This is a genomic window from Enteroscipio rubneri, from assembly GCF_963929405.1.
In the GTDB taxonomy this organism is placed as follows: Bacteria; Actinomycetota; Coriobacteriia; order Coriobacteriales; family Eggerthellaceae; genus Enteroscipio; species Enteroscipio rubneri.
Genome location: NZ_CAWVIN010000002.1, coordinates 342175 through 364038 on the forward strand (window position 1 = coordinate 342175; position 21864 = coordinate 364038).

19 protein-coding genes are annotated in these 21864 nt (G+C 56.8%); 14 read left to right on the forward strand and 5 right to left on the reverse strand.

Going from position 1 to position 21864, the window contains the following annotated elements; all coding sequences use genetic code 11:
* Window positions 1–2 precede the first annotated feature (2 nt).
* From ABGT83_RS04840 to ABGT83_RS04880, 9 genes are all read left to right on the forward strand, one after another.
* Window positions 3–707 (forward strand): glycosyltransferase family 2 protein, encoded by a 705-nt coding sequence (locus ABGT83_RS04840; protein ID WP_103265693.1) that lies wholly within the window; start codon window positions 3–5, stop codon window positions 705–707.
* Complete coding sequence (locus ABGT83_RS04845; RefSeq protein ID WP_103265694.1) at window positions 704–1102, forward strand: DUF2304 domain-containing protein; 399 nt, start codon at window positions 704–706, stop codon at window positions 1100–1102. The genes ABGT83_RS04840 and ABGT83_RS04845 overlap by 4 nt, the downstream gene beginning before the upstream one ends.
* Before the next feature lie 39 nt (window positions 1103–1141).
* Window positions 1142–2044, forward strand: coding sequence for a glucose-1-phosphate thymidylyltransferase RfbA (gene rfbA / locus ABGT83_RS04850; RefSeq protein ID WP_346686229.1), 903 nt, complete (start codon window positions 1142–1144; stop codon window positions 2042–2044).
* Window positions 2045–2956 carry a dTDP-4-dehydrorhamnose reductase gene (gene rfbD, locus ABGT83_RS04855; protein WP_346686231.1) on the forward strand — a complete coding sequence of 304 codons (912 nt, stop codon included), beginning with the start codon at window positions 2045–2047 and terminating at the stop codon, window positions 2954–2956. It abuts the gene before it with no gap.
* Entirely contained in the window at window positions 2953–4020 is a 1068-nt protein-coding gene (gene rfbB, locus ABGT83_RS04860) for a dTDP-glucose 4,6-dehydratase (protein WP_103265697.1), read from the forward strand. Before rfbD ends, rfbB begins: the two co-directional genes overlap by 4 nt.
* A 10-nt stretch (window positions 4021–4030) precedes the next feature.
* Complete coding sequence (gene rfbC / locus ABGT83_RS04865; protein ID WP_346686233.1) at window positions 4031–4612, forward strand: dTDP-4-dehydrorhamnose 3,5-epimerase; 582 nt, start codon at window positions 4031–4033, stop codon at window positions 4610–4612.
* 286 nt (window positions 4613–4898) lie between these two features.
* Window positions 4899–5810 (forward strand): hypothetical protein, encoded by a 912-nt coding sequence (locus ABGT83_RS04870; RefSeq protein ID WP_346686235.1) that lies wholly within the window; start codon window positions 4899–4901, stop codon window positions 5808–5810.
* Window position 5811: 1 nt separating this feature from the next.
* Window positions 5812–7698, forward strand: coding sequence for a DUF4422 domain-containing protein (locus tag ABGT83_RS04875; RefSeq protein ID WP_346686237.1), 1887 nt, complete (start codon window positions 5812–5814; stop codon window positions 7696–7698).
* Window positions 7699–7703: 5 nt separating this feature from the next.
* Window positions 7704–9788, forward strand: coding sequence for a DUF6541 family protein (locus tag ABGT83_RS04880; protein WP_346686239.1), 2085 nt, complete (start codon window positions 7704–7706; stop codon window positions 9786–9788).
* A 39-nt stretch (window positions 9789–9827) separates the two neighbouring features.
* On the opposite strand, the gene ABGT83_RS04885 is transcribed toward ABGT83_RS04880, so the two are convergent.
* Entirely contained in the window at window positions 9828–11657 is a 1830-nt protein-coding gene (locus ABGT83_RS04885) for an ATP-binding cassette domain-containing protein (RefSeq protein WP_346686240.1), read from the reverse strand.
* Between the two features lie 9 nt (window positions 11658–11666).
* On the reverse strand, window positions 11667–12422 hold the full coding sequence (locus tag ABGT83_RS04890) for an ABC transporter permease (RefSeq protein ID WP_103265702.1): 756 nt from the start codon (window positions 12420–12422) through the stop codon (window positions 11667–11669).
* Window positions 12423–12681: 259 nt separating this feature from the next.
* On the opposite strand from ABGT83_RS04890, the gene ABGT83_RS04895 reads away from it, so the two are divergent.
* The gene (locus ABGT83_RS04895; RefSeq protein ID WP_346686242.1) at window positions 12682–14544 is read left to right on the forward strand and encodes a glycosyltransferase; all 1863 of its coding nucleotides are present in this window, start codon (window positions 12682–12684) and stop codon (window positions 14542–14544) included.
* A 68-nt stretch (window positions 14545–14612) separates the two neighbouring features.
* On the opposite strand, the gene ABGT83_RS04900 is transcribed toward ABGT83_RS04895, so the two are convergent.
* Complete coding sequence (locus ABGT83_RS04900; RefSeq protein ID WP_346686243.1) at window positions 14613–15557, reverse strand: glycosyltransferase; 945 nt, start codon at window positions 15555–15557, stop codon at window positions 14613–14615.
* A gap of 75 nt (window positions 15558–15632) precedes the next feature.
* Complete coding sequence (locus ABGT83_RS04905) at window positions 15633–16694, reverse strand: glycosyltransferase family 2 protein (RefSeq protein ID WP_346686245.1); 1062 nt, start codon at window positions 16692–16694, stop codon at window positions 15633–15635.
* Window positions 16695–16824: 130 nt separating this feature from the next.
* Between ABGT83_RS04905 and ABGT83_RS04910 the strand changes: the two genes are divergently transcribed.
* Window positions 16825–18042: an MraY family glycosyltransferase gene (locus ABGT83_RS04910; RefSeq protein ID WP_157938972.1), complete on the forward strand. Its 1218-nt coding sequence runs from the start codon at window positions 16825–16827 to the stop codon at window positions 18040–18042.
* Window positions 18043–18069: 27 nt separating this feature from the next.
* Here ABGT83_RS04910 and ABGT83_RS04915 read toward each other — a convergent pair whose 3' ends face one another.
* Window positions 18070–18423: an Hpt domain-containing protein gene (locus ABGT83_RS04915; protein ID WP_103265706.1), complete on the reverse strand. Its 354-nt coding sequence runs from the start codon at window positions 18421–18423 to the stop codon at window positions 18070–18072.
* Window positions 18424–18908: 485 nt separating this feature from the next.
* Between ABGT83_RS04915 and ABGT83_RS04920 the strand changes: the two genes are divergently transcribed.
* From ABGT83_RS04920 to ABGT83_RS04930, 3 genes are all read left to right on the forward strand, one after another.
* Window positions 18909–19784 carry a methionine ABC transporter ATP-binding protein gene (locus tag ABGT83_RS04920; RefSeq protein ID WP_346686247.1) on the forward strand — a complete coding sequence of 292 codons (876 nt, stop codon included), beginning with the start codon at window positions 18909–18911 and terminating at the stop codon, window positions 19782–19784.
* A 1-nt stretch (window position 19785) separates the two neighbouring features.
* Entirely contained in the window at window positions 19786–20457 is a 672-nt protein-coding gene (locus ABGT83_RS04925; protein ID WP_103265708.1) for a methionine ABC transporter permease, read from the forward strand.
* Window positions 20458–20616: 159 nt separating this feature from the next.
* Window positions 20617–21480 (forward strand): MetQ/NlpA family ABC transporter substrate-binding protein, encoded by an 864-nt coding sequence (locus ABGT83_RS04930; RefSeq protein ID WP_103265709.1) that lies wholly within the window; start codon window positions 20617–20619, stop codon window positions 21478–21480.
* The last annotated feature ends 384 nt before the right edge of the window (window positions 21481–21864 follow it).

The window sequence follows — 21864 nt, forward strand, 5'->3', positions numbered from 1 at the left end:
GTTTGCTGAAAACCCTACTGATCATACCTGCGTATAATGAAGAAGAGTCGTTGAAAACGACTATCGATTCACTGCGAAAAACAGTCTCGCAAGTTGACCTGCTTATCGTGAACGATGGTTCTCGCGACGGCACCGTACGTGTGTGCCGCGAGAACAGATACCCTTTCCTTGATCTCTCGACGAATCTTGGACTGGCCGGAGCCTTCCAAGCGGGAATGAAGTACGCATACCGCCATGGGTACGACTGCGCTATCCAATTCGATGCCGACGGGCAGCATCTGCCTGAATACATCGAGCCGTTGGCGAAGGCCGTGGAAACCTACGACATCGTAATAGGATCGCGGTTCCTAGGTTCGAAGAAACCGATGAGCATGCGCATGGTGGGCAGCACGCTGATTCAACTCGCCATCAGGCTCACTACGGGCGAGAAGCTCACCGATCCCACGTCAGGAATGCGTGCGTTCAACGCGCGCATGATCGAACAGATGGCCCACGGACTGAATTTCGGGCCTGAACCCGATACTGTTTCCTACCTGATTAAACGAGCCGATGCGAAAGTAGTCGAGGTGCCGGTGGAAATGGGAGAACGTGCGGCGGGGGAGAGCTACTTGAATCCGTGGTCATCGGCCATGTACATGCTGCGCATGGCGATATCGATTCTATTTATCCAGTTCTTCCGCAAGCGCATCGGGGGTGGTGCGAAATGACGCTGGAGCTGAGGATCACGCTGCTCGTCGTGTCGCTGCTCACTCTCGTGTTCATCACCCGCAAGGTGCGGGATGCGAAGGTGCGCCTCGAAGACTCCATCTTCTGGTTCTGCATTGCGGGCCTGCTGCTTCTGGTCAGTATCTTTCCCGGCATCTTTTTTTTCCTGTCCGATGTGGCCGGCACGTATTCGACGGTCAACTTCGTGTTCCTCTTTTTCATCTTCATTTTACTCATCCAGTGTTTCACGTTGAACATGCGTATATCGCAGGTGGATACGAAGCTCAAGGAGCTGACGCAGCAGTTAGCAATAGAGAAGTTCGAACGCTATCAGAACGATAGGGAACGCGCCGTGTCTGCAACCGGCACCGATGTGGACGATGCTGGAAAACCGTAAGATGTTTCCGGTTCGGTCGGACGATTTATCGGAGGTTTCATGAAAGGCATCATACTAGCAGGCGGCTCGGGGACGCGCTTGTACCCGCTCACCACGGTGACCAGCAAGCAACTGCTTCCCGTGTACGACAAGCCGATGATCTACTACCCGCTATCGGTTCTCATGATGGCGGGCATCAAGGACATCCTCATAATTTCTACCCCGTGCGACCTCCCCAATTTCAAGCAGTTGCTTAAGGATGGCTCCGATTACGGCATCAGGCTGTCGTACGCCGAACAGCCGTCGCCGGATGGGCTTGCTCAGGCGTTCATTATCGGCGAAGAGTTTATCGACGGCGATTCCTGTGCGCTCGTGCTGGGTGATAACATCTTCTACGGCAATGGTCTTGAGCGCCACCTGTGTCAGGCGGTGGAGAATGCTGAGAGCACGGGCGGCGCCACGGTGTTCGGCTACCATGTGGATGATCCTGAGCGCTTCGGTGTGGTGGAGTTCGACGAAGATTTCAATGCTGTCTCGATTGAGGAGAAGCCTCAGCATCCCAAATCAAATTATGCCGTTACAGGACTCTACTTCTACGATTCCCGTGTATGCGATTTCGCAAAGCAGGTTAAGCCTTCTGAACGAGGTGAGCTTGAGATAACAACGCTCAACCAGATGTATCTGCAAGAAGGGTCGCTCAATGTCGTTACGCTTGGTCGAGGATATGCGTGGCTCGACACGGGCACCATGGAATCGCTCTTCGAGGCGAGCGAGTTCGTGCGCGCCGTCGAGCGTAGTCAGGGGCTGTCTGTTTCGGTTATTGAGGAAATTGCCTATCAGAATGGCTGGATAGGTAAAAGTCGTCTTATTGAGGCGGCGCAAAAGTATGGGAAATCAGTCTATGGCCAGCACCTCTTGAAGGTCGCTGAGGGCAAGATCATTCCGGCCAAGGAGCGTGGCTAATTGAATATCCTCATTACAGGGGCTCGTGGGCAACTTGGAAACGAGCTCAGGCGACTTCTGGAAACAGGATATGCTGAAATTGGCGCCATTCCTGCTGCATACGAAGGTGCACAGGTGGATTATGTTGACTTCGATGTGCTCGATATATCAAACGCTCCTGCAGTCGAGATATGGTTCGACGAACACGGTCCGTACGATATTGTGTTCAATTGCGCTGCGGCGACGAACGTCGATGGATGTGAAGCCGATGAGGCCCGCGCGTACCACGTGAACGCGGCAGGTGCGGAGAACCTTGCATTGGCAGCGGCATCGTGCGGTGCCAAACTCGTCCATGTGTCGACGGATTACGTGTTCCCCGGAGATGTGCCGGAGCCTCGTACTGAGGACGATCCCGTCTGTCCCGTGTCGGCATACGGCCGTACAAAGTGGGCAGGAGAAGTACTTGCCCAGGCTGCCTGTGATCGTGTATTTATCGTGCGCACCGCATGGCTTTACGGCTACGTCGGGAAGAACTTCGTTAAAACGATGCTTCGTCTTGTGCGCGAGAGCTGCAAGATATCGGTAGTGGCCGATCAGATGGGCAACCCCACTAGCGCCAACGACCTTGCCTACGAGATGCTCAAGATCGCGCTTACGGATGAGTACGGGACATACCACTGTACAAACAATGGAACCTGCAGCTGGTTCGATTTCGCTTCGGCCATCGTTGACGGGGCCGGCGTGCCATGCGAGAAAGAGCCTTTGAGTTCTCAGGAGTACAAGCGACGTTTCCCGCAATCGGCAGATCGTCCGCAGTATTCGAGTCTGTGCAACAAGCGCCTCGAAGCGACGCTGGGCGACGAGATGCGCCCCTGGCAAAAGGCCCTTGCCAGCTACCTGAACAACCTGGCCGAACGGGGAGGCACCGAGTGAAGACCTATCTTGTGACCGGAGGAGCCGGGTTCATCGGCTCGAATTTCGTATTGCACCTGCTGAACAAGCATGACGACATTCGCGTGGTGAACGTCGATGCGCTCACGTACGCAGGTAACCTGGAGAACCTGAAGTCCATCGAGGGCGACGAGCGTCATGTCTTTATCCAGGCTGACATCCGCGACAAGAGTGCCATGGAAAGGGCGTTTGCGGAATATCAGCCGGACTTTGTGGTGAACTTCGCCGCAGAGTCTCACGTTGATCGGTCGATCAGGAATCCTGAGGTATTCGCCGACACGAACGTCATGGGCACGGTCACCCTGCTCAACGTGGCGAGGGCGGCCTGGGGGCAGGCGGATGGCCGCTATGGCGTCCACAAGTTCGTTCAGGTGGGCACCGATGAGGTGTATGGTTCGCTGCCGCTCGACGATCCTGAAGTGTTCTTCCGTGAGGATACGCCGATCAACCCCCACAGTCCGTATTCTGCATCGAAGGCGGCAGCTGATCTCTTCGTCAAGGCATACGGCGACACCTACGGGTTCCCGGTGAACATCACCCGCTGCTCGAACAACTACGGCCCCTTCCAGTTCCCTGAGAAACTCATACCCCTCATGATCAATAACGCGCTGCAGCACAAGAGCCTGCCCGTGTACGGCGACGGCCTGAACGTGCGTGACTGGCTTTACGTGGAGGACCATTGCAAGGCCATCGACATGGTCGTTTCAAACGGTACGGTCGGGGAGGTGTACAATGTCGGCGGCCATAACGAGCGTCCAAACATCTTCATTGTGAAAAAGATTATCGAGGAGTGCTCGAAGGCGGCGGACGATGCGGAGATAACCGATCAGCTGATTGCCTACGTTGAAGATCGCAAGGGCCATGATCGCAGGTACGGTATCGCCCCGGATAAAATAAAGGCGGATTTGGGCTGGTATCCCGAAACGGCATTCGAAGTCGGCATCGTCAAGACTATTCGCTGGTATCTGAACAACCCCGAATGGGTTGAGCATGTGACGAGCGGCACTTATCAGGATTATTACCGTGCTATGTACGAGGGTAAGTAGGGAGATTGGCGTGACAACCGTAACATCAGGTAACTTCACGTTTTCGGATACGTCTATCGAAGGCGTGAAGATCATCGACGTTAAAGCCTATGGTGACGAGCGCGGCTACTTTATGGAAACGTACAAGCGGACCGATTTCGCCGTTGGCGGTATCGACTGCGAGTTCGTGCAGGACAATCAGTCTTCATCGACGAAGGGCGTATTACGAGGGCTTCATTTCCAAATCAACCACCCTCAGGCGAAACTCGTTCGCGTCACGAAAGGCGAGGTGTTCGACGTTGCGGTCGACTTGAGGAAGGGGAGTCCCACCTACGGCACGTGGGAAGGGGCGATTCTGTCGGACGAAAACCGTCGGCAGTTCTTCATTCCGAGGGGCTTCGCACATGGCTTTCTTGTGCTTTCCGAAACGGCCGAGTTTTGCTATAAGTGCGACGATGTCTACCATCCCAACGATGAGGGCGGGATCCGGTGGGATGATCCGGCAATCGGCATTGACTGGCCTGCTTTGCAGGGGGACGACGTATTCAATCCTTCGAAGATCATCTTGAGCGAGAAGGATAGCCTCCTTGGAAGCATAGCTGCCGTTAGATGATTTAGCTTGCACAGATGAAACTTTAGAGTCCCTTTCCCCTTGCGAAGGCTAAATGGCGGGTAGAGTTGAGGCTTATGGCTCGCTGATGCATTTTCTGCAGCTTTACCCCACTTGAAGTATTATGTATCCCTCAAGTTGAAATCTATATTCTGGTGTGTTCTATACCGTCTGGGAGAGTCGAATGAGTTTGAAAGAATCGCTGTATGGATTCATTAACAGTAACGGCTTCGGCAGTGCGTTGCTTGAAGCGAGGCGAATTCGCCGACATAGGCAAAAGGTAGAAACGGTGCTTTCTTCGGAGCACCGTTTCGTCGATAGGAGCACGGGCAGCGAGAGACTTTGCATCGTGCTTGCGGGGTACAAGGAACCCCTGTGGGACAACGTGTTCTCACGCCTTGCCTATGCCGTTCCCGAGGATATGGACATCTGCATTATGACGAGCGGTTTGGAAAATGAGCAGCTCGCGCGCATTGCGGAAGAGAACGGCTGGTCGTATTTGTCAACGGAGGTCAATCACCTCTCGCTCATACAGAACCTCGCCATCGAGCTCCATCCGTCGGCTCAATGGATATTCAAGCTCGACGAGGATATGTTTCTGCCAAAGACGTTCTTCGAGCCGCTTATTGAAACTTATGGGTTGGTCGAACGCGACAGCTATTATCAGCCCGCATTCGTCTCTCCCCTTATCAACGTCAGCTGCTATGGGCATATCAGGTTGCTTGAGAAATGCGGACTCATTGATGATTTCCGATCCACTGAGCTAAGCGACGTGAAGATAACGGACGGCATCCACCATAACAAGCGCGTACTTGAAGACGCAGCAGTCGCTCGTTACCTCTGGGGCGAGACGCAGCCTGTACTGCGTGATGTCGACGAGTTGACGAAGCGCTTTATGATGGACGATCTTTCATACACCATCTGCTCGACCAGATACAGCATCGGGGCGATCCTTTTTACTCGCGATGCGTGGGAGGAATTCGGCAAATTCCCGCTCACGTTTGTCGGAAGCGACTTTGGTTTGGGCGATGACGAAGAGCATATCTGCCATTACGCGTGCTTCACGGGCCGGGCTATGGTCGTGAGCGAAAACGTGATAGCAGGGCACCTTGGCTATGGACCCCAGACCAAAGGCATGATGGAGTATTACGCCGAGCATGAAGACCGGTTCGCCCTGCCGTGCGTCAAGGAGGATGAGTAGCGTGGCCGGTACGGAAAACCCGAACATCAAGATACTGATCTCATGCCACAAAGAGGCTCCCCATCCGCAATCGGACGTGTTTCTTCCTGTGCAGGTTGGCGCGGCAAATGCGGCCCGGCGCTTCGAGGGGATGCAGCCCGATGACGAAGGGGAGAACATATCAGATCGGAATTTCACATTCTGCGAGCTAACCGCCCAGTACTGGGCTTGGAAGAACCTCGATGCCGACTACTACGGCCTCTGCCATTACCGGCGATACTTCTGCTTTGATGGCCTCGAGCATTCCGCGAACGATCACCTTCAAATTGAAGAAGACTCTCTGTCGTCGTTCTCTCTGCGCGATTACCGGCTAGACGATGCGGATCTGATCGAGCGATGTGTTTCGGAGTGCGATATGGTGGCCCCTCCCTATTGGGACATATCCAAGGCCGAAACCCCGGATGGGGTGAAGCGGACCATACAGGAGCATATGGTCGCTTACGGACTGTTTCTCGAGGACGATATTGCTTTACTTCGAGAGATCGTTCAAGAACGACAGCCGGAATACGCAAACGATCTTGACGCGTACCTAAGTGGCAGTAAATATCTTGGCTACAGTTGTTACATCATGCGAAAGGATCTGTTCCAGCGGTTTTGCGAATTCGAGTTCGATGTGTTGCTTGAGTTTGACAAGCGATTCAACTATGAGGGTTTGACGACGACGAGAAAACGTATTTGCGGCTATTTGGGTGAGATACTGTATAGCGTGTTCGTGCGTCGTATTGAAGAAGAAGAGCTGCGAATCGATCGATACCCGCTCGTTTTCTTCCTCGACACGTCCGTATCATGCGCTCCTTCGAAGGAAGATTCGACCGGAGCCGATCTGGCGAGGATTGTCTGGCGGTATCGCGATCGGCCGACAAGCGCGTTCGTTGTATGTCTGGAGAGCCTGATTCGTACCCTTGATCCGACTCGAAGTTACGAGGTGGAAGTGCTTCATGAAGTGGATTTCGTTTTCGACACGGTGCTCAATGCGCTCAAAGCCATCCCCGACAATCTCATAATCAAGCATTCGCAATGGTCGGTTTTCGATTGTCCCCAGGAGGTCGCAACCTTATCGCTTGACGATTTTGATATTGCACAGCCCTTGTTGTTGCCCTGGTTGAGCTCGGGATATGAAAATGTTCTCTGGATCGATGGGCTCGCACTCTTTCAGGATGATCCGGCTCAGATGCTGAATGCCGTAGACGGTGATTCGGCGTTCGTTTGCATGCAAAACATTCTTTTGCAGCGTGAGTTGAATAAGCCGACGACACGCTATTTCTTAAGCGAGTATGGATTGGATACGAGAGTCGATGAGATTCTTGATACAACGGTGATGGCGATCAATTCGAAAATAGCGCGAGAAGCGGTCGATCCCGCATTGATCGTTAATGAGTTGCAAAAATTAAGAGGGGAATACCGCTATACCCAGCCCAAGAGGCCTGAGTATAAGCCGGAGGTGCGGAAAAGGACCGAAGTCCCTTCGGCGTACCTTTTGGGTAACCAGGCTTTCCGTGCGCAACTCCTTTCGGTTATAGGAGCTATGCCGCTGCCATTTGAGAACGTGTCGACGTGCATCGACTTACCAGATACTATGACTTGGGCGAACGAAGACACCGCTCGGGCATGGAAGGCTGCGCGGCATCCGACGATAGTGTATCCTGAGTACGGAAAACCTCCCTTGCTAAGCGGCAGTCATCGCTTCGGCGGGGCATTCTGGATTGCGGCGCGGGATACAACGGTATATGAGGTGCTGTTGGCTGAGGAGTTGGAGCCCGATGCGCCGTCCGCAAAAAGGTTGCTGTTTCCCGAAGGCAGTAAGAGAAGAAGGATTGCCAGCAAAATGATTCGAAAGTTTCGGAAGTAGTAGCAATGTGGGTTGAATTTTTGTTGGCATGTATAGTATTAGCCGGAATTGTATATGTACCGGGTTGCTTGTTCTTGAAGTCGTTCCGTTCGGATTGGTTGACGAGTATCGTGTGTGCTCCGGTATTCACAATACCGGTTTACAGCATGCTGGGTGTGGTGTACGCGCAGATAGGTGTCGCTGCTTCTATGGCGACTCTCGTCGTTCCTCTCGTGGTGCTGGAGGTTGTCATATTCGGCTGCTCTCTCGCGCGCGGAACAGTAAGGTTTGCCGCATCGCTCCGAGCTGGGCAGCAGAGAAGGCCAATCACTCGCTCAGCATGGTTTGGTCTGTTCTGCTACGTTCTCGTTGCCGCTATTCTTGCGTTCTTCTATTATGTGCAAACGCTTGATGGAGCCTGGTCATTTGCGCAAGATAGCGACAATAGCTGGCATCTTGCCCTTATTCAGTCCTTCAGTCAATCGGGAAACGCTTCGATGCTCGACGCCACGCTGTACCATGATCTGGAAGGTTTAGGGCTGACGACGCTCGTTCCGGTTACTGGTTCGTTCTATCCAGCCGCATGGCATATTTTAGCTGCTCTCGATGTGATGGCTTTGCAGGTGCCTGTTTCTCTTGCAGCGAATGCGGTGAATTGCCTATTTATAATTCTGGTATTTCCGTCGAGCATGTTCTTGTTTTTGCGGACTTTATTCGAGAAGCACAGCTGGTTGCTTGTATGTCTTGGTTCCATCATATGCTTGGGATTCGTTGCGTTCCCATGGGGCATGGTGCTCTCTGTTTCTGGTCCTCTATTTCCCAACCTCGCAGGCTTCTCGCTCGTGCCGCTGTGCTGCACGTTCTTTATACGGTTGTGTAGGGGGGGCTCGCGGCGCCGAATGGCAATGCTTGCGATTCTGCTGGTATTCGGTCTAATGGCTTTGGTCGTGCTGCATGCTAATGCAGCGTTTACCACTGCGCTTATCCTTATCCCTTTCTGCGTCTATCAGATTTTCCTTCGCATCATGAATAGCGGCTTACGATCTTCGATTAAACCCTGGTATGCCGTTGCTGGATGCCTCGCATTTTTGGTTGGTGTAGCAGTGATATGGTATTTGCTGTATACCACGCCGTATCTTCAGAGTACAGTGCACTACAACTGGGCATCGTATGCAAGCATTCGTCAAGAACTGGTCAATATAGTCACACTGGGCTTTCGGGTTCCTGCTGCGCAAATATCGCTCGCGATACTGGTTTTTATCGGCATCTTGTATACGCTATACGAAAGACGATATTTGTGGTTAACGGTTTCTTATGCTGTCATATGTGCATTCTGCTTTGTTGGAGCAACGACTGACGGTGCGCTCAAGAGCTTTCTTACGGGCTTCTGGTATACCGATCCTTATCGGCTCGCGGCGATGGCAGCCTTAATTGGCATTCCGCTTGCCACCCTGGGCCTCTATATTTTGCTCCAGGCGGTGAAAAAAATTTCGACAAGGATGGTGGCGCCCGAGAAGAGCAAGAGTCTGATAACTATTCTTTCGGTCGCGCTCGTTATCGGATTTATTGCTGTGAACTACTATCCAAGTTACACGCTTCCTGGGCGCGGAAATGTTGTAACCGCGTTCGGCGATTATGAGACGTGCAACATTCTTGCAAACTTGCAAGATCGCGACAATCTGTATGATCGGGAAGAAGCTGCGTTTGCGGGAAAGGTGAAGGATGTCGTTGATCCTGCATACTGCATTTACAACAATGCCGATGACGGTAGCCCATTCGCCTATGCTTTCGAAGGCCTCAATCTGTGCTATCGCAGATCGGCAGCCCAACTTCTTGATGGAGGCGAGTCTGTCCAGAGCGAACTCCTGAGAAATCGGATTGATGATCTCGCCTCTGATGACGAAGTGCAAAAGGTGATCAAGGATGCTAATATTAGGTACATTTTGATTCTTGACTTAGGTGGCGAGATAACCGACGAGCGTTGTTTCTATGGCTACTATACGCCGAGTAAATGGACGGGCTTTAACAATATCGATGATGAAACGCCTGGACTTAAAACGTTGCTTGCTGAAGGCGACATGCGCTTGTATGAAATTCTTCCGGTGAACTAGTATTTAATCGTGTCGTCTTGTGGGGATGCAGAGTGATCCCTAGCTTCTGAGAGACCTTTGCAGATCCTTCAGCAGCAGCATCTTGTCCAAATCGCTGAACTGCGTGGAGTCGCCGAAAAAGACCACTTTTGAAAGCGTGTCTTTCTTTGCTTCGATGTAGCTGAAGTTGTTGGTGATGCTGTCGAGGTTCTGGGCATCTTCTACCAGCACGGTGGCATTACGCTGTTTCGTCAAAGGGCCCATGGCAAGGGCGTCGGACGGATTCCAGATAGACACGAAAAAGGCCTCGAAACTCTGGTCGGTCGTATTGTCTCGTGCTTCTACCCATGACGTAATGATGTTGTTGGCATCGAAGGGGTCTTTGCCGCAGAAGCGCGTGATCGGGATGCCGGCCTTTTCGAAGGGCGCCAGGCACTCCGCTGGGAACACGTCTTCTCCTCCGAGGAGGAGCACTTCGTCGAACGAGCCCGAGACGAGAGATTTGAGGACGTCTTCCCCAATCACGCCGCGTGAAACGCTGAAAAACAAGGGCATGCGATTGCGGTAGCTGTATGGCATGAAGCACAGGATGTCGCCGATGCCCTCCTGATAGGTAAGGATGGCTTTGCGTCCCCACCACTCGCTCTCGCCGTGCTTGAAAAGGGCGTAAGCCAAGCGCTCTTCCGAATTCTGATCGATGCGTGTGATAGTTGCAGCGGGGGAGATGACTTCAAGCCGTTTCACAACGGCATCCGAAATCAAGTCGCTTCCTCCCAGCACCGTGATGCTGGATATCTGCATCTGGCGGATTTTCTGATCCACAATATCTGGAAGACGGTCGGGTCGCGTGAGCAAAACAGGCATTTCGTTCAAGCTGGAATAGGCATTGGCAAGCATGCAGACGGCATGGTTTTCACCAGGCGCGAGAATGATCGAGCCTGATCGTTCGCCCCCTTCGAGGCTTTCGAGGAGGTTCACGGGCGTAGCGTAGCGGGTTTCGCCGGCGAACGTTTCTACAAGCTCGTCGCAAGGTATTGAGGGATCGCGCAGCAGTTCGAATATGCGCTCTTCCGATTCAGCCGATCCGATATGTCCCCCGAGGACGCGATACACCTGGCAGACATCCTGCGCGGTGCCATCGATGCGCACATGGCCCTTCTCAATCCATACTGCCTTATTGCACAAGCGTTCTACCTGGTTGTTGTCATGAGAGACGATAAGAACCGTCACCTGATGTTCTTTGATAAGCGTCTGTATTCGCCGTTCGCATTTCTGCTGGAACATGAAGTCGCCGACGGAGAGCACCTCGTCCACAATGAGGATGTCGGGAACGATGACGGTGGCGATGGCGAACGCAATGCGCGCTACCATGCCGGACGAATAATTCTTCAGGGGCATATCGAGGAATTTCTCGATTTCCGCGAATTCGACGATTTCGTCGAAATGGTCTTCGATAAAGCTCTTCGAATAGCCGAGCAGGGCGCCGTTCAGATAGATGTTCTCACGCGCCGTCAACTCCATGTCGAACCCGGCACCCAGCTCGATGAGCGGTGCGATGTTGCCGTTGATGGTGCACGTGCCTTCGGAGGGCTCGAGGACGCCGGCGATGATCTTGAGCAAAGTCGATTTGCCGGATCCGTTGGTGCCGAGGATGCCGAATACGTCTCCTTTGCGCACCTCGAGGGAGATGTCGTCGAGCGCGCGGAATTCCTTGAAGCGCAGCTCCCGCCTGGCCAGGGCGATCGCATACTCCTTGAGGTTGTTCATCGTCTCATTGGCCATGTTGAAAACCATCGAGACATGATCGACCTTTACCATGACTTCTTCGCTTGAACTTTCCACTTCCTCGATGCTCGAACCGAGAAACGAAGTATTGACGACTTCGGGCATGCTGACCACCTATACGTAAAGGATGAATTTCTTCTCGAGCTTGCGGAATGTGAAGTAGCCGATGAGCAGCGCAGCCACGCCCATTCCGAGGCAGATCAGGTTCTCCGTGAGCCCTGGCGTCTGGCCCCATAGGGCGATCTCGCGCAAGTAGGTGACGTAGTGGTACATGGGGTTGAAGTTCATGACCGGCACCATCCAGTCCGGAAGAATGCTCACGGGATAGAACAGCGGTGTTGCGTACGTCCAGGCGGTTATCACTACGCTCCACAAATGACCGATGTCGCGGAAGAACACGACGAGCGCAGAGAGAAGGAATCCCAGCCCTGCACTGAACAGAAGGACGTACAGCAGCAGCAGGGGGAGGAACAGCAGGTTGACGGTGGGCGCCACCTGGAAGTAGATCATAACAACGGCGACCGCGATAAGCGAGAGGCAGTAGTTCACCAGTTGGAACAGCACCTTTTCGAGAGGAAACAGGATCTTCTCGATGCGGATCTTCTTGATAAGCGACGACGAATCGATGATCGAGTTCATGGCGGTGGTGGTGGAATCGGCCATGAGCGTGAAAAGCGTGCTGCCCAGAATCAGATACAAGGGGAAGTTCTCGATGTCGAACCGGAAAAATGTGCTGAACACGGCCGAAAGCACGCACATCATGAGGAACGGATTGAGCACAGACCACACCACGCCCAAAGCGCTGCGGCGATATTTCAGCTTGAAGTCCTTCGACACCAACGAGGTGAGAATGAACCAATTCCGGCGCATTTCAGGTTTCGATATGCTGCGCAAAGCAAAGGCCTTCCCGTGTTGATTCGCTGAGCGGATTCCCCGTACATCATCGCCCGCAATTATAGCCTACTTGCCGATGCCGAAAGCGAAAGCATACAACGATTATATGGAACTGTCTTGCGGTTTGGCCTGGAGGTAGCTGCCGATTTCCACGCTATACGGTAGGGTGGAGGTATTCTTTTCCGACACCGTGCGCGAGCCGACGGATTATGCGGCCGGCCCAATGGAGGCAGCGATGACGAGCCATAAGCTTTCGAACGTTATGTTGAAGGTGGACGACCATATGTCCGCATACCCGCAGGCGTACTATCGGGCGGAAGGCTCGGCAACGTTCGATGCGGGGGCGCTTGCGTTCTCAGGAACGGTTGACTTCCTGACCTACTTCAACGCCTGCTCCGTCAAAAAATGGCGTACCTATGCGGAAATCGAGTCGGTTCGGCTGCGTCTCGTCTTGTCGGGCGATCGGTGCATGCTGCGTTTTCGCGGGATTGCGAGCGGCGATGACGAGCCGACATCGCTTGGGGAAGACTTGATCTTGAAAGAGGATGAAGCGTGCTGCGTTTGTGCGGAAGGCGATCGCTTCATCTTCGACGTGTCTTTGCCCGAAAGCGACAAGGATATCGTCGCATTCGAGCTCGAATCGAGTGGAGCGACGAAGCTGCACGAAGCCTACTATCATGCTGACGTGGACGACGCGGACAACAATCCCGTTCGGCTTGCCTTGGCCACGACCACGTTCAAAAAAGAGCAGTATATCGTTCCGAACATCGGCCTCGTCAAGCGCGAGGTTCTGGGTTCCGACGATCCGATAGCCGAAGCATTCCATATGTTCGTCGTCGATAATGGGCGCACGCTCGATGCCGAGGAACTCAGCGACGACGGCGTGACGGTTCTGCCAAACCCCAACGTCGGAGGAGCCGGCGGATTCGCGCGCGGCATGATGGAGGCGCTGGCATCCGAGGAGGGCTTCACGCACGTGCTACTCATGGACGACGACGTCATCGTATCGCCGGAGAGCCTGAAGCGCACGTTCAACCTGCTCGTGCTCGCGAAGGGAAGGTACCGCAGCGCGTTCATTAACGGCGCCATGCTGGCTGTCGAGGAGCCGAACCTGCAATTCGAGGACGTGTCGTTCGTCCGCGACACTGGAGCGTACGCTCGCATTAAAGAAGACCTGCACATCGATCGCGCGCAGGATATCGCAGACAACGAGGCCATCAGCGTCGAGGTGCCGAAGGCATACGGCGCCTGGTGGTACAGCTGCATCCCGTTGTCTGTCGTGCGCGAGAAGGGTCTGCCGTTGCCGTTGTTCGTCCGCTGCGACGACGTCGAGTACGGCATGCGTGCCGAGCCCGTCTACATGACCATGAACGGCATCTGCGTGTGGCATGAAGGGTTCGAGGGCCGGTTCCGCCCTTCGGTCGACTGCTACCAGTACGTGCGCAACTTCCTCATCATGATCGCGATGGACGACTGCGCTTCCGAAAAGCTGTTCGTCACGCGCCTCGGGCGCAACATCCGCCTGCATCTTCGCACGATGTCCTACGACACGGTGGAGCTGTTCCTGGACGGCTTCGAGGACTACCTCAAGGGGCCGGACTATCTGGCGCATGTGAGCGGCGAGAAGCTGATGAAGACGAACGGGGCGAAGAACGAGAAGCTTGTGCCGGTGGGGGAGCTCGACCAAGACACGATAGCATCGCTGAAAATCGTTCCAGGCAACTTGGACGGCGGCGTGCGCAAGGACAGCTTGCTAAAATTGTGGCGCACGCTACCCTACGATCGCCACTACCTCCCCGATGCCTTCCTGCGCGATCGCCCCGAAGCGGTGTTCTACAGCGGCCTCTCGACGCTCGGCGCCTATACGATGGGCGCGAAGACGCTCGTTGCGCTCGATCTGGGCGGCAAGAACGGTTGCGTGCGCCATATGGACAAGGATCGCTGGAGGGGCCTGAAGCGTCGCTGGTCCGATCTGAAAAAGGACTATCGCGCGCGTGGCGACAAGGTGCGCGCGTCCTATAAGGCGGCGAAGCCCTATCTCGTCTCGTGGGAGTTCTGGAACGAGTATTTAGGAACGGACTTGAATCCAAGAGGATAGTCGAAGACGGAAGATGCCATTCGCTCTGCGATGGCCTTCGATATCCGACAACGAATTGCCAAGTGCCCCTATTGCACGTCGTGGGACGGCAGGCTCTCCTCCGTACCTGCATCCACGTACTCGATCTCGGGGTGGAACCCGAAGCCTTCCAGGTTGCCCTGCAGAATGGTGCGCCAGCGCTCGAGCTTCTTCGACTTCGCCTTGGTCAGCACGAGAACGGTATGGTACAAGCCCCTGACGACGATATACGCGTAGCCCTTGAGGCCCTCGCGCCGGTACAGTACCACGTCGTTGCGGTACGCCAGCTTGTAGCGCGCGATCTTCTCCTCGGAGTCCAACGCGATGTTTCCCACGCCGTTGCTCTTGGACGCATGGGTCACGACGCTCTTGCCGACCACGTAGCAGGGGTGCGCGCGCGAGATTCGCCGCGTGAACTCCCAGTCGTCGCTCCAGATGAAGAAGTCCTTGATGGGCAGGCCCAGCTCTTTGATGATCGCCGCGGGCACGAACAGCGACACGAACGAAGCGAGCGTCGCGGGCTGCAGCTCGGGTGCGAAGTCGACGATGCTGCGCGTCAGAGGGTGGCGCTGCACGTTCATCGTGCAGATGCCGCCGTCCGTCCAGCGGACCACGCTCGAGAGGTAGCCGTAGTCTCCTCCGAGCTGGGCGTCTGCGCGCAGGAGCTCCAGCAGCGTGTCCTCGTGGGGCATGCAGTCGTCGTCCATGATCCAGACGTAGTCGCAGCCCAGCTCGACCGCTTTGCGCATTCCGCAGTTGAAGCCGCCGGCGCCGCCCAGGTTGGATCCCGTGTTGGAATACCAGATGCCGCCCTCTTGTATGAGCTCGTCGAGCGCCTCGCGGGTGCCGTCGAAGCTCGCGTTGTCCACCACGATGACCTCGAGTTCGGCTCCGGGGAACTCTGCCCGATGATTCTGCGCCTGAAGGCGTTGGAGGCACTGCAGCAGCAGTTCTTTCCGGTTGTACGTCACGACCACTGCCGCGATACGGCTCATTGCGTCTCCGCCTTTCGTTGCAAAACGGGGTGGGGTGCTCGCTGCATGGTTCCTGCCGGCATGGAGCGCTCGCCCCTACCTATTCGCCTTCAGGCGCGCGAACAGATTCGTGCTGTGGCGGCGCACCCACGAGATGAACGCGCCCTCCCACATGGTCAGGCGCGCGTCGCCTCGGCGCAGCGGTGCGAGCATGAGCTTCATCATGGTCGAGCGGGGCTGCGCCTTCGCGAGCGCGTCTTTCGCGTGCGGGGTGGAGATCATGCGCTCGATCTCGGCTCGCTTCTCGGCTTTGGGCAGCGTGCAGCTCTTGTTGGTGACGTTCTCGACGCATCCCACAAGGCGCTCGGCATAGCGCCGCGCCAGAAACTCCCGGATCTCGTCCGAGTCGAGCCCCCACTGGCCGTACAGCTCGCACAGCCACCGGTGCTCCTCCTCGCGCTTGCCGTACATGTCGCTGCGGTACTTCGTGTTCTCGCTTTCGGCCCGTGCGCGCAGGAAGTGGTAGTAGCGCTCGGGAATGCAGCCCACATGCTCGATATCGCGGATGACGTCCAGGTTGAAAGGGAGGTCGTCCCAGAAGGTCTCGGGGAACACGATGCCGCGCTCAGCCAGATAAGAGCGCCGGTAGAGCTTGTTCCACGGCGCGTAGAGCAGCTGCGCGTCGAACAGCCGATGGGCCTGCTCGCGAAATTGCTGCTGCGTCTCGTACACCGCGTCCGGGGCGGTGCGAAGCTCCCGGTAGAACTTGTCGTCGCCATAGTAGGTGTCGATGTAGAAGCCGGCCACCACCAAATCGAGCGCATGCTCGGCCGCGAGCCGGTGCATGTCCTCGAGCATGGTCGGCTCGCACCAGTCGTCGCCGTCCATGAAGTAGAGGAACTCGCCCGTCGCCTGGGCGATGGCGGTGTTCCGGGCGCGCGCCGCGCCCCCGTTCCGCTGGTGGATTGCCTTGGCGCGCCCGTCCTCGGCAGCCAGCTCGTCGCAGATCGCCCCCGTCGCGTCGGTGCTGCCGTCGTCGACGATCAGCAGCTCGAAATCCTCCAGCGTTTGCCGTTGCAGCGATTGCACGGCGCGGCGAAGCCACGCCTCGACATTGTAGGCGGGAATGATGATGCTGATAACAGGGCGGTGCGCCACGGACGGCCTTTCCATAAGCGTGCAAGCGAACATGCCTATAGTCAATTCTAAACGAAACGTTATAATATTCCTTCGGTGCGGCGTCAATTCGAAAAAATGGCAGAGATTGCCGAGACAAGGAGTGTGGTGCATGAACCTGGTCGAGTGCCTCGCGCTCTTCGTGCTCGCCGCACTCGCGACCATGCTCCTCGTCCCCGCGGCGAAGCGTTTGGCCGTCAGGTTCGATGCCATCGACTATCCCAGCGCTCGCCGCGTCAATAAAGAGCCCGTGCCCCGCATGGGCGGCGTGGCCATGCTCGGCGGCCTTCTCGTCGCCCTGCTCGCGGTCTTTGTAGGCATGTGCGTACTCGGCTGGGCCGATCCTTTCGTACCGCACCCGTCTCTCAAGGTGAACTATATCGGCGTCGGAGCGGGTGTGCTATTCATGTTCGCTGTGGGCGTGGTCGACGACGTGGTCGATTTGAAGCCGAAGACGAAGCTGGCGGGGCAGGTGGCGGCCGCATGCATCGTCGTGGCCTCGGGGCTGTTGCTCTCGAGCGTGCGCAATCCGTTCGGTGCGGGCTTCTTGGAATTTGGCTGGTTCTCGTATCCGCTCACCGTGTTCTACCTTGTCGCATTCGCGAACGTCATCAACCTCATCGATGGGCTCGATGGGCTCGCCGCCGGGATCACGGCCATCTCGGCGTTCACGCTCTTCGCGTTTGCCGTGCTCACGTTCCGTCCCGATGCAGCTATCATGTCCATTGCGCTCGCCGGCGTCTGCGTCGGATTTCTCAGGTACAATTTCCACCCTGCATCCATCTTCATGGGCGATTCCGGTGCGCTGCTCCTCGGGTTCTCGCTTGGCATCGTGTCGCTGTTTGCGGTGGCGCGTTCGGCGGCGTTCGTGTCGCTGCTCGTGCCGCTTCTGGCCGCGGGTGTGCCCATCATAGACACGGCGCTTGCTATTGTGCGCCGCACGCGTGCGCATAAGCCCATCGACCAGGCAGACAGCGGGCACATTCATCATCGGCTTATGGAGACGGGCTTTTCTCAGCGTGCTACGACGCTCATCATGTGGGGTTGGACGGCGGTGCTCGCGCTGTGCGGCGTGCTCATCACGCGACTGAGTGGCATGGGGCGTATCGTCGTATTCTGCATCGCTGCGGGCGTCACGGCGTATGGAGTGCTCAAGTTGCATCTGCTCGATCCCGTCTTGCTCCACCACTACCATCCCCGGAAAAAAACGAAGCGCGGGCGCGCCGATGGGGATGGCCGTACGGACGAGGAGGCCGGGGGATCGGACTCTGAAGGAGGATCTGGGCGCGACGAAAACGAAGGTGCTGGGAGCGGAACGCCCCGCTCGTAAGTCTCGCTCGAAGACGGCTTTGACTCTCTACATGCGCTTCAGTTGCTCCACCCCGATGAGCGCCGAGGCGTGCGTCTCGCGCACCAGGCCCATCAGGGAATGTGCCGTGGTCATATCGCCGCAGCGCAGTGCTTCGGTCATATCGCTGGCCGCGCGGTAGAGGTTTCCCAGCGAGAGGTTGCCGGCTACTCCCTTGAGCGCATGCGCATGGTGGTACGCCCCTTCGACGTCGTTGCGGTCGATTGCGTCGTTCAAAGCGGCGAAGTGGGGATCGTCGCCGAATTTGACAGCTATCCGCTTGTAGAGCTCCTTGTTGCCGCCGAAGCGCTCAATGGCCTCGTCATAATCCACTCCGTTTGCGGCCAGTAGATCCTCGCTCATGGTCATCCTTCCGTATTACGGTTGCCCTGCGCGCGATCCGCCTCTGCGCGACAGGGGCGGAGTATAGAGCTCACACGCTGCGAGCGTCGAGGCGGAGTGCGAATTGTCATAGATTTGTTGAATTTTAATGCCGCGGCCCGTTTGGGCGTGTTTCCGACCGGGACGCCGTTTCGCGTCTTCGGGGTCTCCTGCTCGGTACATGGCAATTGTGCGAACAGTCAGCAAGGCTATCTGTATTATAGATATCTGATGTTTGGGGATTCGCATAGCGTTTCCCCGGATCGACCATTGACTCAGCGTTCGTTTCCCGTAAGATACCCAACTATGAGTTCGCGTTTCGCGCATACCGTGGCCATGTGCATGCCCAAGCCTGGGCCTTTCGGCGCATTCGCTGAGGCCCAGGCCTAGCTTCCGTGCGGCCTTCGTCTATAATAAATGGCCGCATTTCCGCAACAAGGACGAAACGACGACCGATCGAGACCACCATGATCCAGTTACAGCATCTGAGCAAGACCTACGAAGGCAGCGCCGAGACGGCTCATCATGCCCTGCGCGATGTCGACCTCGCAATCGCCGACGGCGACGTGTTCGGCATCATCGGCGCTTCGGGCGCGGGCAAGTCTACGCTTGTGCGGTGCATCAACCTGCTCGAACGTCCGACCGGAGGTCGTATCCTCATCGACGGCCGAGACGTGACGGATCTGTCCGGTAAGCAGCTTTTGGAGCTGCGCTCCTCCATCGGCATGATCTTCCAGAACTTCAGCCTGTTTCAGCAGCGCACCGTGCTGCGCAACGTGACATTCCCGCTGGAGCTTCGCCACGAGAAGAAGGAGCCGCGTGAGAAACGAGCGCGCGAACTGCTCGAGCTCGTGGGGCTGGGCGATCTGGCCGACCGCTATCCCAGTCAGCTCTCCGGCGGCCAGCAGCAGCGCGTCGCCATTGCTCGAGCGCTTGCCAACAATCCCGCCATCATGTTGTGCGACGAGGCTACGAGCGCGCTCGACACGCGCTCGACGGTCTCTATTCTGAAGCTGCTCGCCGACATCAACCGCGACCTCGGCGTCACGATGGTGGTCATCACACATTCGCTGGCTGTGGCGCAGAAGGTGTGCAACCGCATCGCGGTTATCGACGGCGGGCGCATCGTGGAGGAAGGGCTTACGGCGGAGGTGTTCGCAAACCCGCAGAGTCCGGTGACCCGTGAGCTGATCGAGAACGATAGCCTGTCGGGCGATCTAGCGGCGTGGAAGGAGCCTGAGCCGTCCGAAGGGAACCGGCTGGATGATCCTGCTGCGGGTTCTCTGGGGCTTGTCGACGCGCCTGGGAACCCTGCGGTTCGCCTCGATCGGCAGGGGAGGTAGCATGGATTTCCTGATGCAGTTCTTCGACGCGTATGGCCTGCTGCTTGCGCAGGGCACGTGGGACACCATCGTCATGACGGGTGTGTCCACGCTGTTCGCCTACGTTATCGGCGTTCCGCTCGGCGTGGCGCTCATCGTGACGGGCCCGAACGGTTTGAAGCCTCATCGCGTGCTCAACGCGGTGCTCGGCTGGATCGTGAACATTGGACGCTCCATCCCCTTCATCATCCTGCTTGTGGCGCTCATCCCGTTTACACGTTGGATCGTGGGCACGTCGCTCGGCGTACCGGGGGCTATCGTGCCGCTCGTGGTGGCGTCCGCCCCGTTCGTGGGACGCATGGTGGAGCAGAGCTTGGCGGAGGTCGATGGCGGGCTGGTGGAGGCAGCGCAGAGTTTCGGCGCGAGTGTCTGGCAGATCGTGACGAAGGTGTTTCTCAAGGAGAGTTTGCCGTCGCTCATCCGTGGCGTATCCATCACGTTTATTACGCTGTTCGGCTACTCGGCCATGGCGGGCACGGTGGGTGCGGGCGGACTGGGCGATATTGCCATCCGTTATGGGTACCAGCGCTACCAGGACGACGTCATGATAGCAGCGGTCATTTTATGCATCGTGCTCGTGCAGGTATTTCAGAGTGCGGGCGACATTGCCGCCCGAAAAGTGGACAAGCGCTAACTCGAAAGAGCGCCTTGCGCCCATGCTGCGTTTTGCGTCCAGCGAGAGCATGCGCCGCGCGACGGGAGCGGGAGGCTGCTGCTCGCTGAAACGAGGGAACGCGACTCATAGCGCTTTGATGCGAGACAAGAGACGAAGAGAAAAAGGGAAGGGAACAATATGAAGGCATCGAAACTGATCAGGGCGGTCGCTGCTGCGGCGGTCGCAAGTGCGGTGGCGGTTGCGCTGGCGGGCTGCGGCTCGTCGGGATCGGCTGCCAAGCAGATCGCCGTCCCGTCGGATCCTACGAATGAAGCACGTGCCCTGCTGCTCCTTCAGGATCAGGGGCTCATCACGCTGAAGGACGGCACGGGACTGTCGGCCACGAAGAACGACATCGAGGAGAATCCCTACAACATCGACATCGTCGAGACCGAAGCGGCATCTGTGCCGCGCACGCTCTCCGATGTGAACATGGGCGTGGTTAACGGCAACTATGCCATCGGCGCAGGCATCGACACTTCGACGGCGCTCGCCAAAGAGGCCACCGACTCCGAAGCGGCCGACAAGTACGCCAACGTGGTGGCCGTGCGCGACGGCGACGAGGATAGCGCCAAGATCAAGGCTCTCATTGCCGCGCTGCAGAGCACTGAGGTGCGCGACTTCATCGACGCTACCTACGGTGGTTCGGTTGTGCCAGTGGGAAGCGCGTCGGACGTCGAGATTCCGGACGCGACGGACGGCGACACGGTCATCAAGGTGGGCGCGTCTCCGGCTCCGCACGCTGAGATTCTCGCCCAGGCGAAGGATATCCTTGCCGAGCATGGCTATACGCTCGAAGTCGTCGAGTACTCTGACTACATCCAACCGAACGTCGCGCTCGACGACGGCGAGTTGGACGCGAACTACTTCCAACACATCACGTACCTGGAGGACTACAACGCCGAGAACGGCACCACGCTCGTGTCGGCCGGCGCCATCCACTTCGAGCCGCTGGGACTGTATCCGGGCAAATCGGCGAGTCTGGACGACCTGAAGAAGTAGTCCGAAGAGGCTTGCTGCTCATCCCTTCGAACGGGAACCGGCCCGATACGGTTCTGAGACGAGGAGCCGCTCGGGTTGTCATTCGGCTTGCGCGCGCCTATACTGTGCGCAGATTCCGCCCCGAACGAGAAAGGCGACGATCATGGCCGCTGGCAGCACCGCTCTTTTCGCCGATGTCGTGTTCTGCGCGCTGCTGATCGGCGCATGGTGGTGGAACAAGAGGCACTGAGCTCTGATCGGATGCCTCCGAAAAAATCGGCGCTCGACTTCGATACCGCGAGGAGCTCTCGGGATGCCGGGGGCTCCTCTGCTCGAATGGGTCCAACGTCGTTGAGAGGCGCGGCTGAACGGGGCAGGCGCCGGTCGAGTGCAGATGAGCGCCCA

Coding starts and splice junctions, on each gene's coding strand:
- ABGT83_RS04920 (WP_346686247.1), top strand. CDS start 18,909: ATGATCCAGTTACAGCATCTGAGCAAGACCTACGAAGGCAGCGCCGAG.
- ABGT83_RS04925 (WP_103265708.1), top strand. CDS start 19,786: ATGGATTTCCTGATGCAGTTCTTCGACGCGTATGGCCTGCTGCTTGCG.
- ABGT83_RS04930 (WP_103265709.1), top strand. CDS start 20,617: ATGAAGGCATCGAAACTGATCAGGGCGGTCGCTGCTGCGGCGGTCGCA.
- ABGT83_RS04895 (WP_346686242.1), top strand. CDS start 12,682: ATGACGAGCCATAAGCTTTCGAACGTTATGTTGAAGGTGGACGACCAT.
- ABGT83_RS04915 (WP_103265706.1), bottom strand. CDS start 18,423: ATGAGCGAGGATCTACTGGCCGCAAACGGAGTGGATTATGACGAGGCC.
- ABGT83_RS04900 (WP_346686243.1), bottom strand. CDS start 15,557: ATGAGCCGTATCGCGGCAGTGGTCGTGACGTACAACCGGAAAGAACTG.
- ABGT83_RS04845 (WP_103265694.1), top strand. CDS start 704: ATGACGCTGGAGCTGAGGATCACGCTGCTCGTCGTGTCGCTGCTCACT.
- ABGT83_RS04880 (WP_346686239.1), top strand. CDS start 7,704: ATGTGGGTTGAATTTTTGTTGGCATGTATAGTATTAGCCGGAATTGTA.
- ABGT83_RS04885 (WP_346686240.1), bottom strand. CDS start 11,657: ATGCCCGAAGTCGTCAATACTTCGTTTCTCGGTTCGAGCATCGAGGAA.
- rfbA (WP_346686229.1), top strand. CDS start 1,142: ATGAAAGGCATCATACTAGCAGGCGGCTCGGGGACGCGCTTGTACCCG.
- ABGT83_RS04910 (WP_157938972.1), top strand. CDS start 16,825: ATGAACCTGGTCGAGTGCCTCGCGCTCTTCGTGCTCGCCGCACTCGCG.
- ABGT83_RS04890 (WP_103265702.1), bottom strand. CDS start 12,422: ATGCGCCGGAATTGGTTCATTCTCACCTCGTTGGTGTCGAAGGACTTC.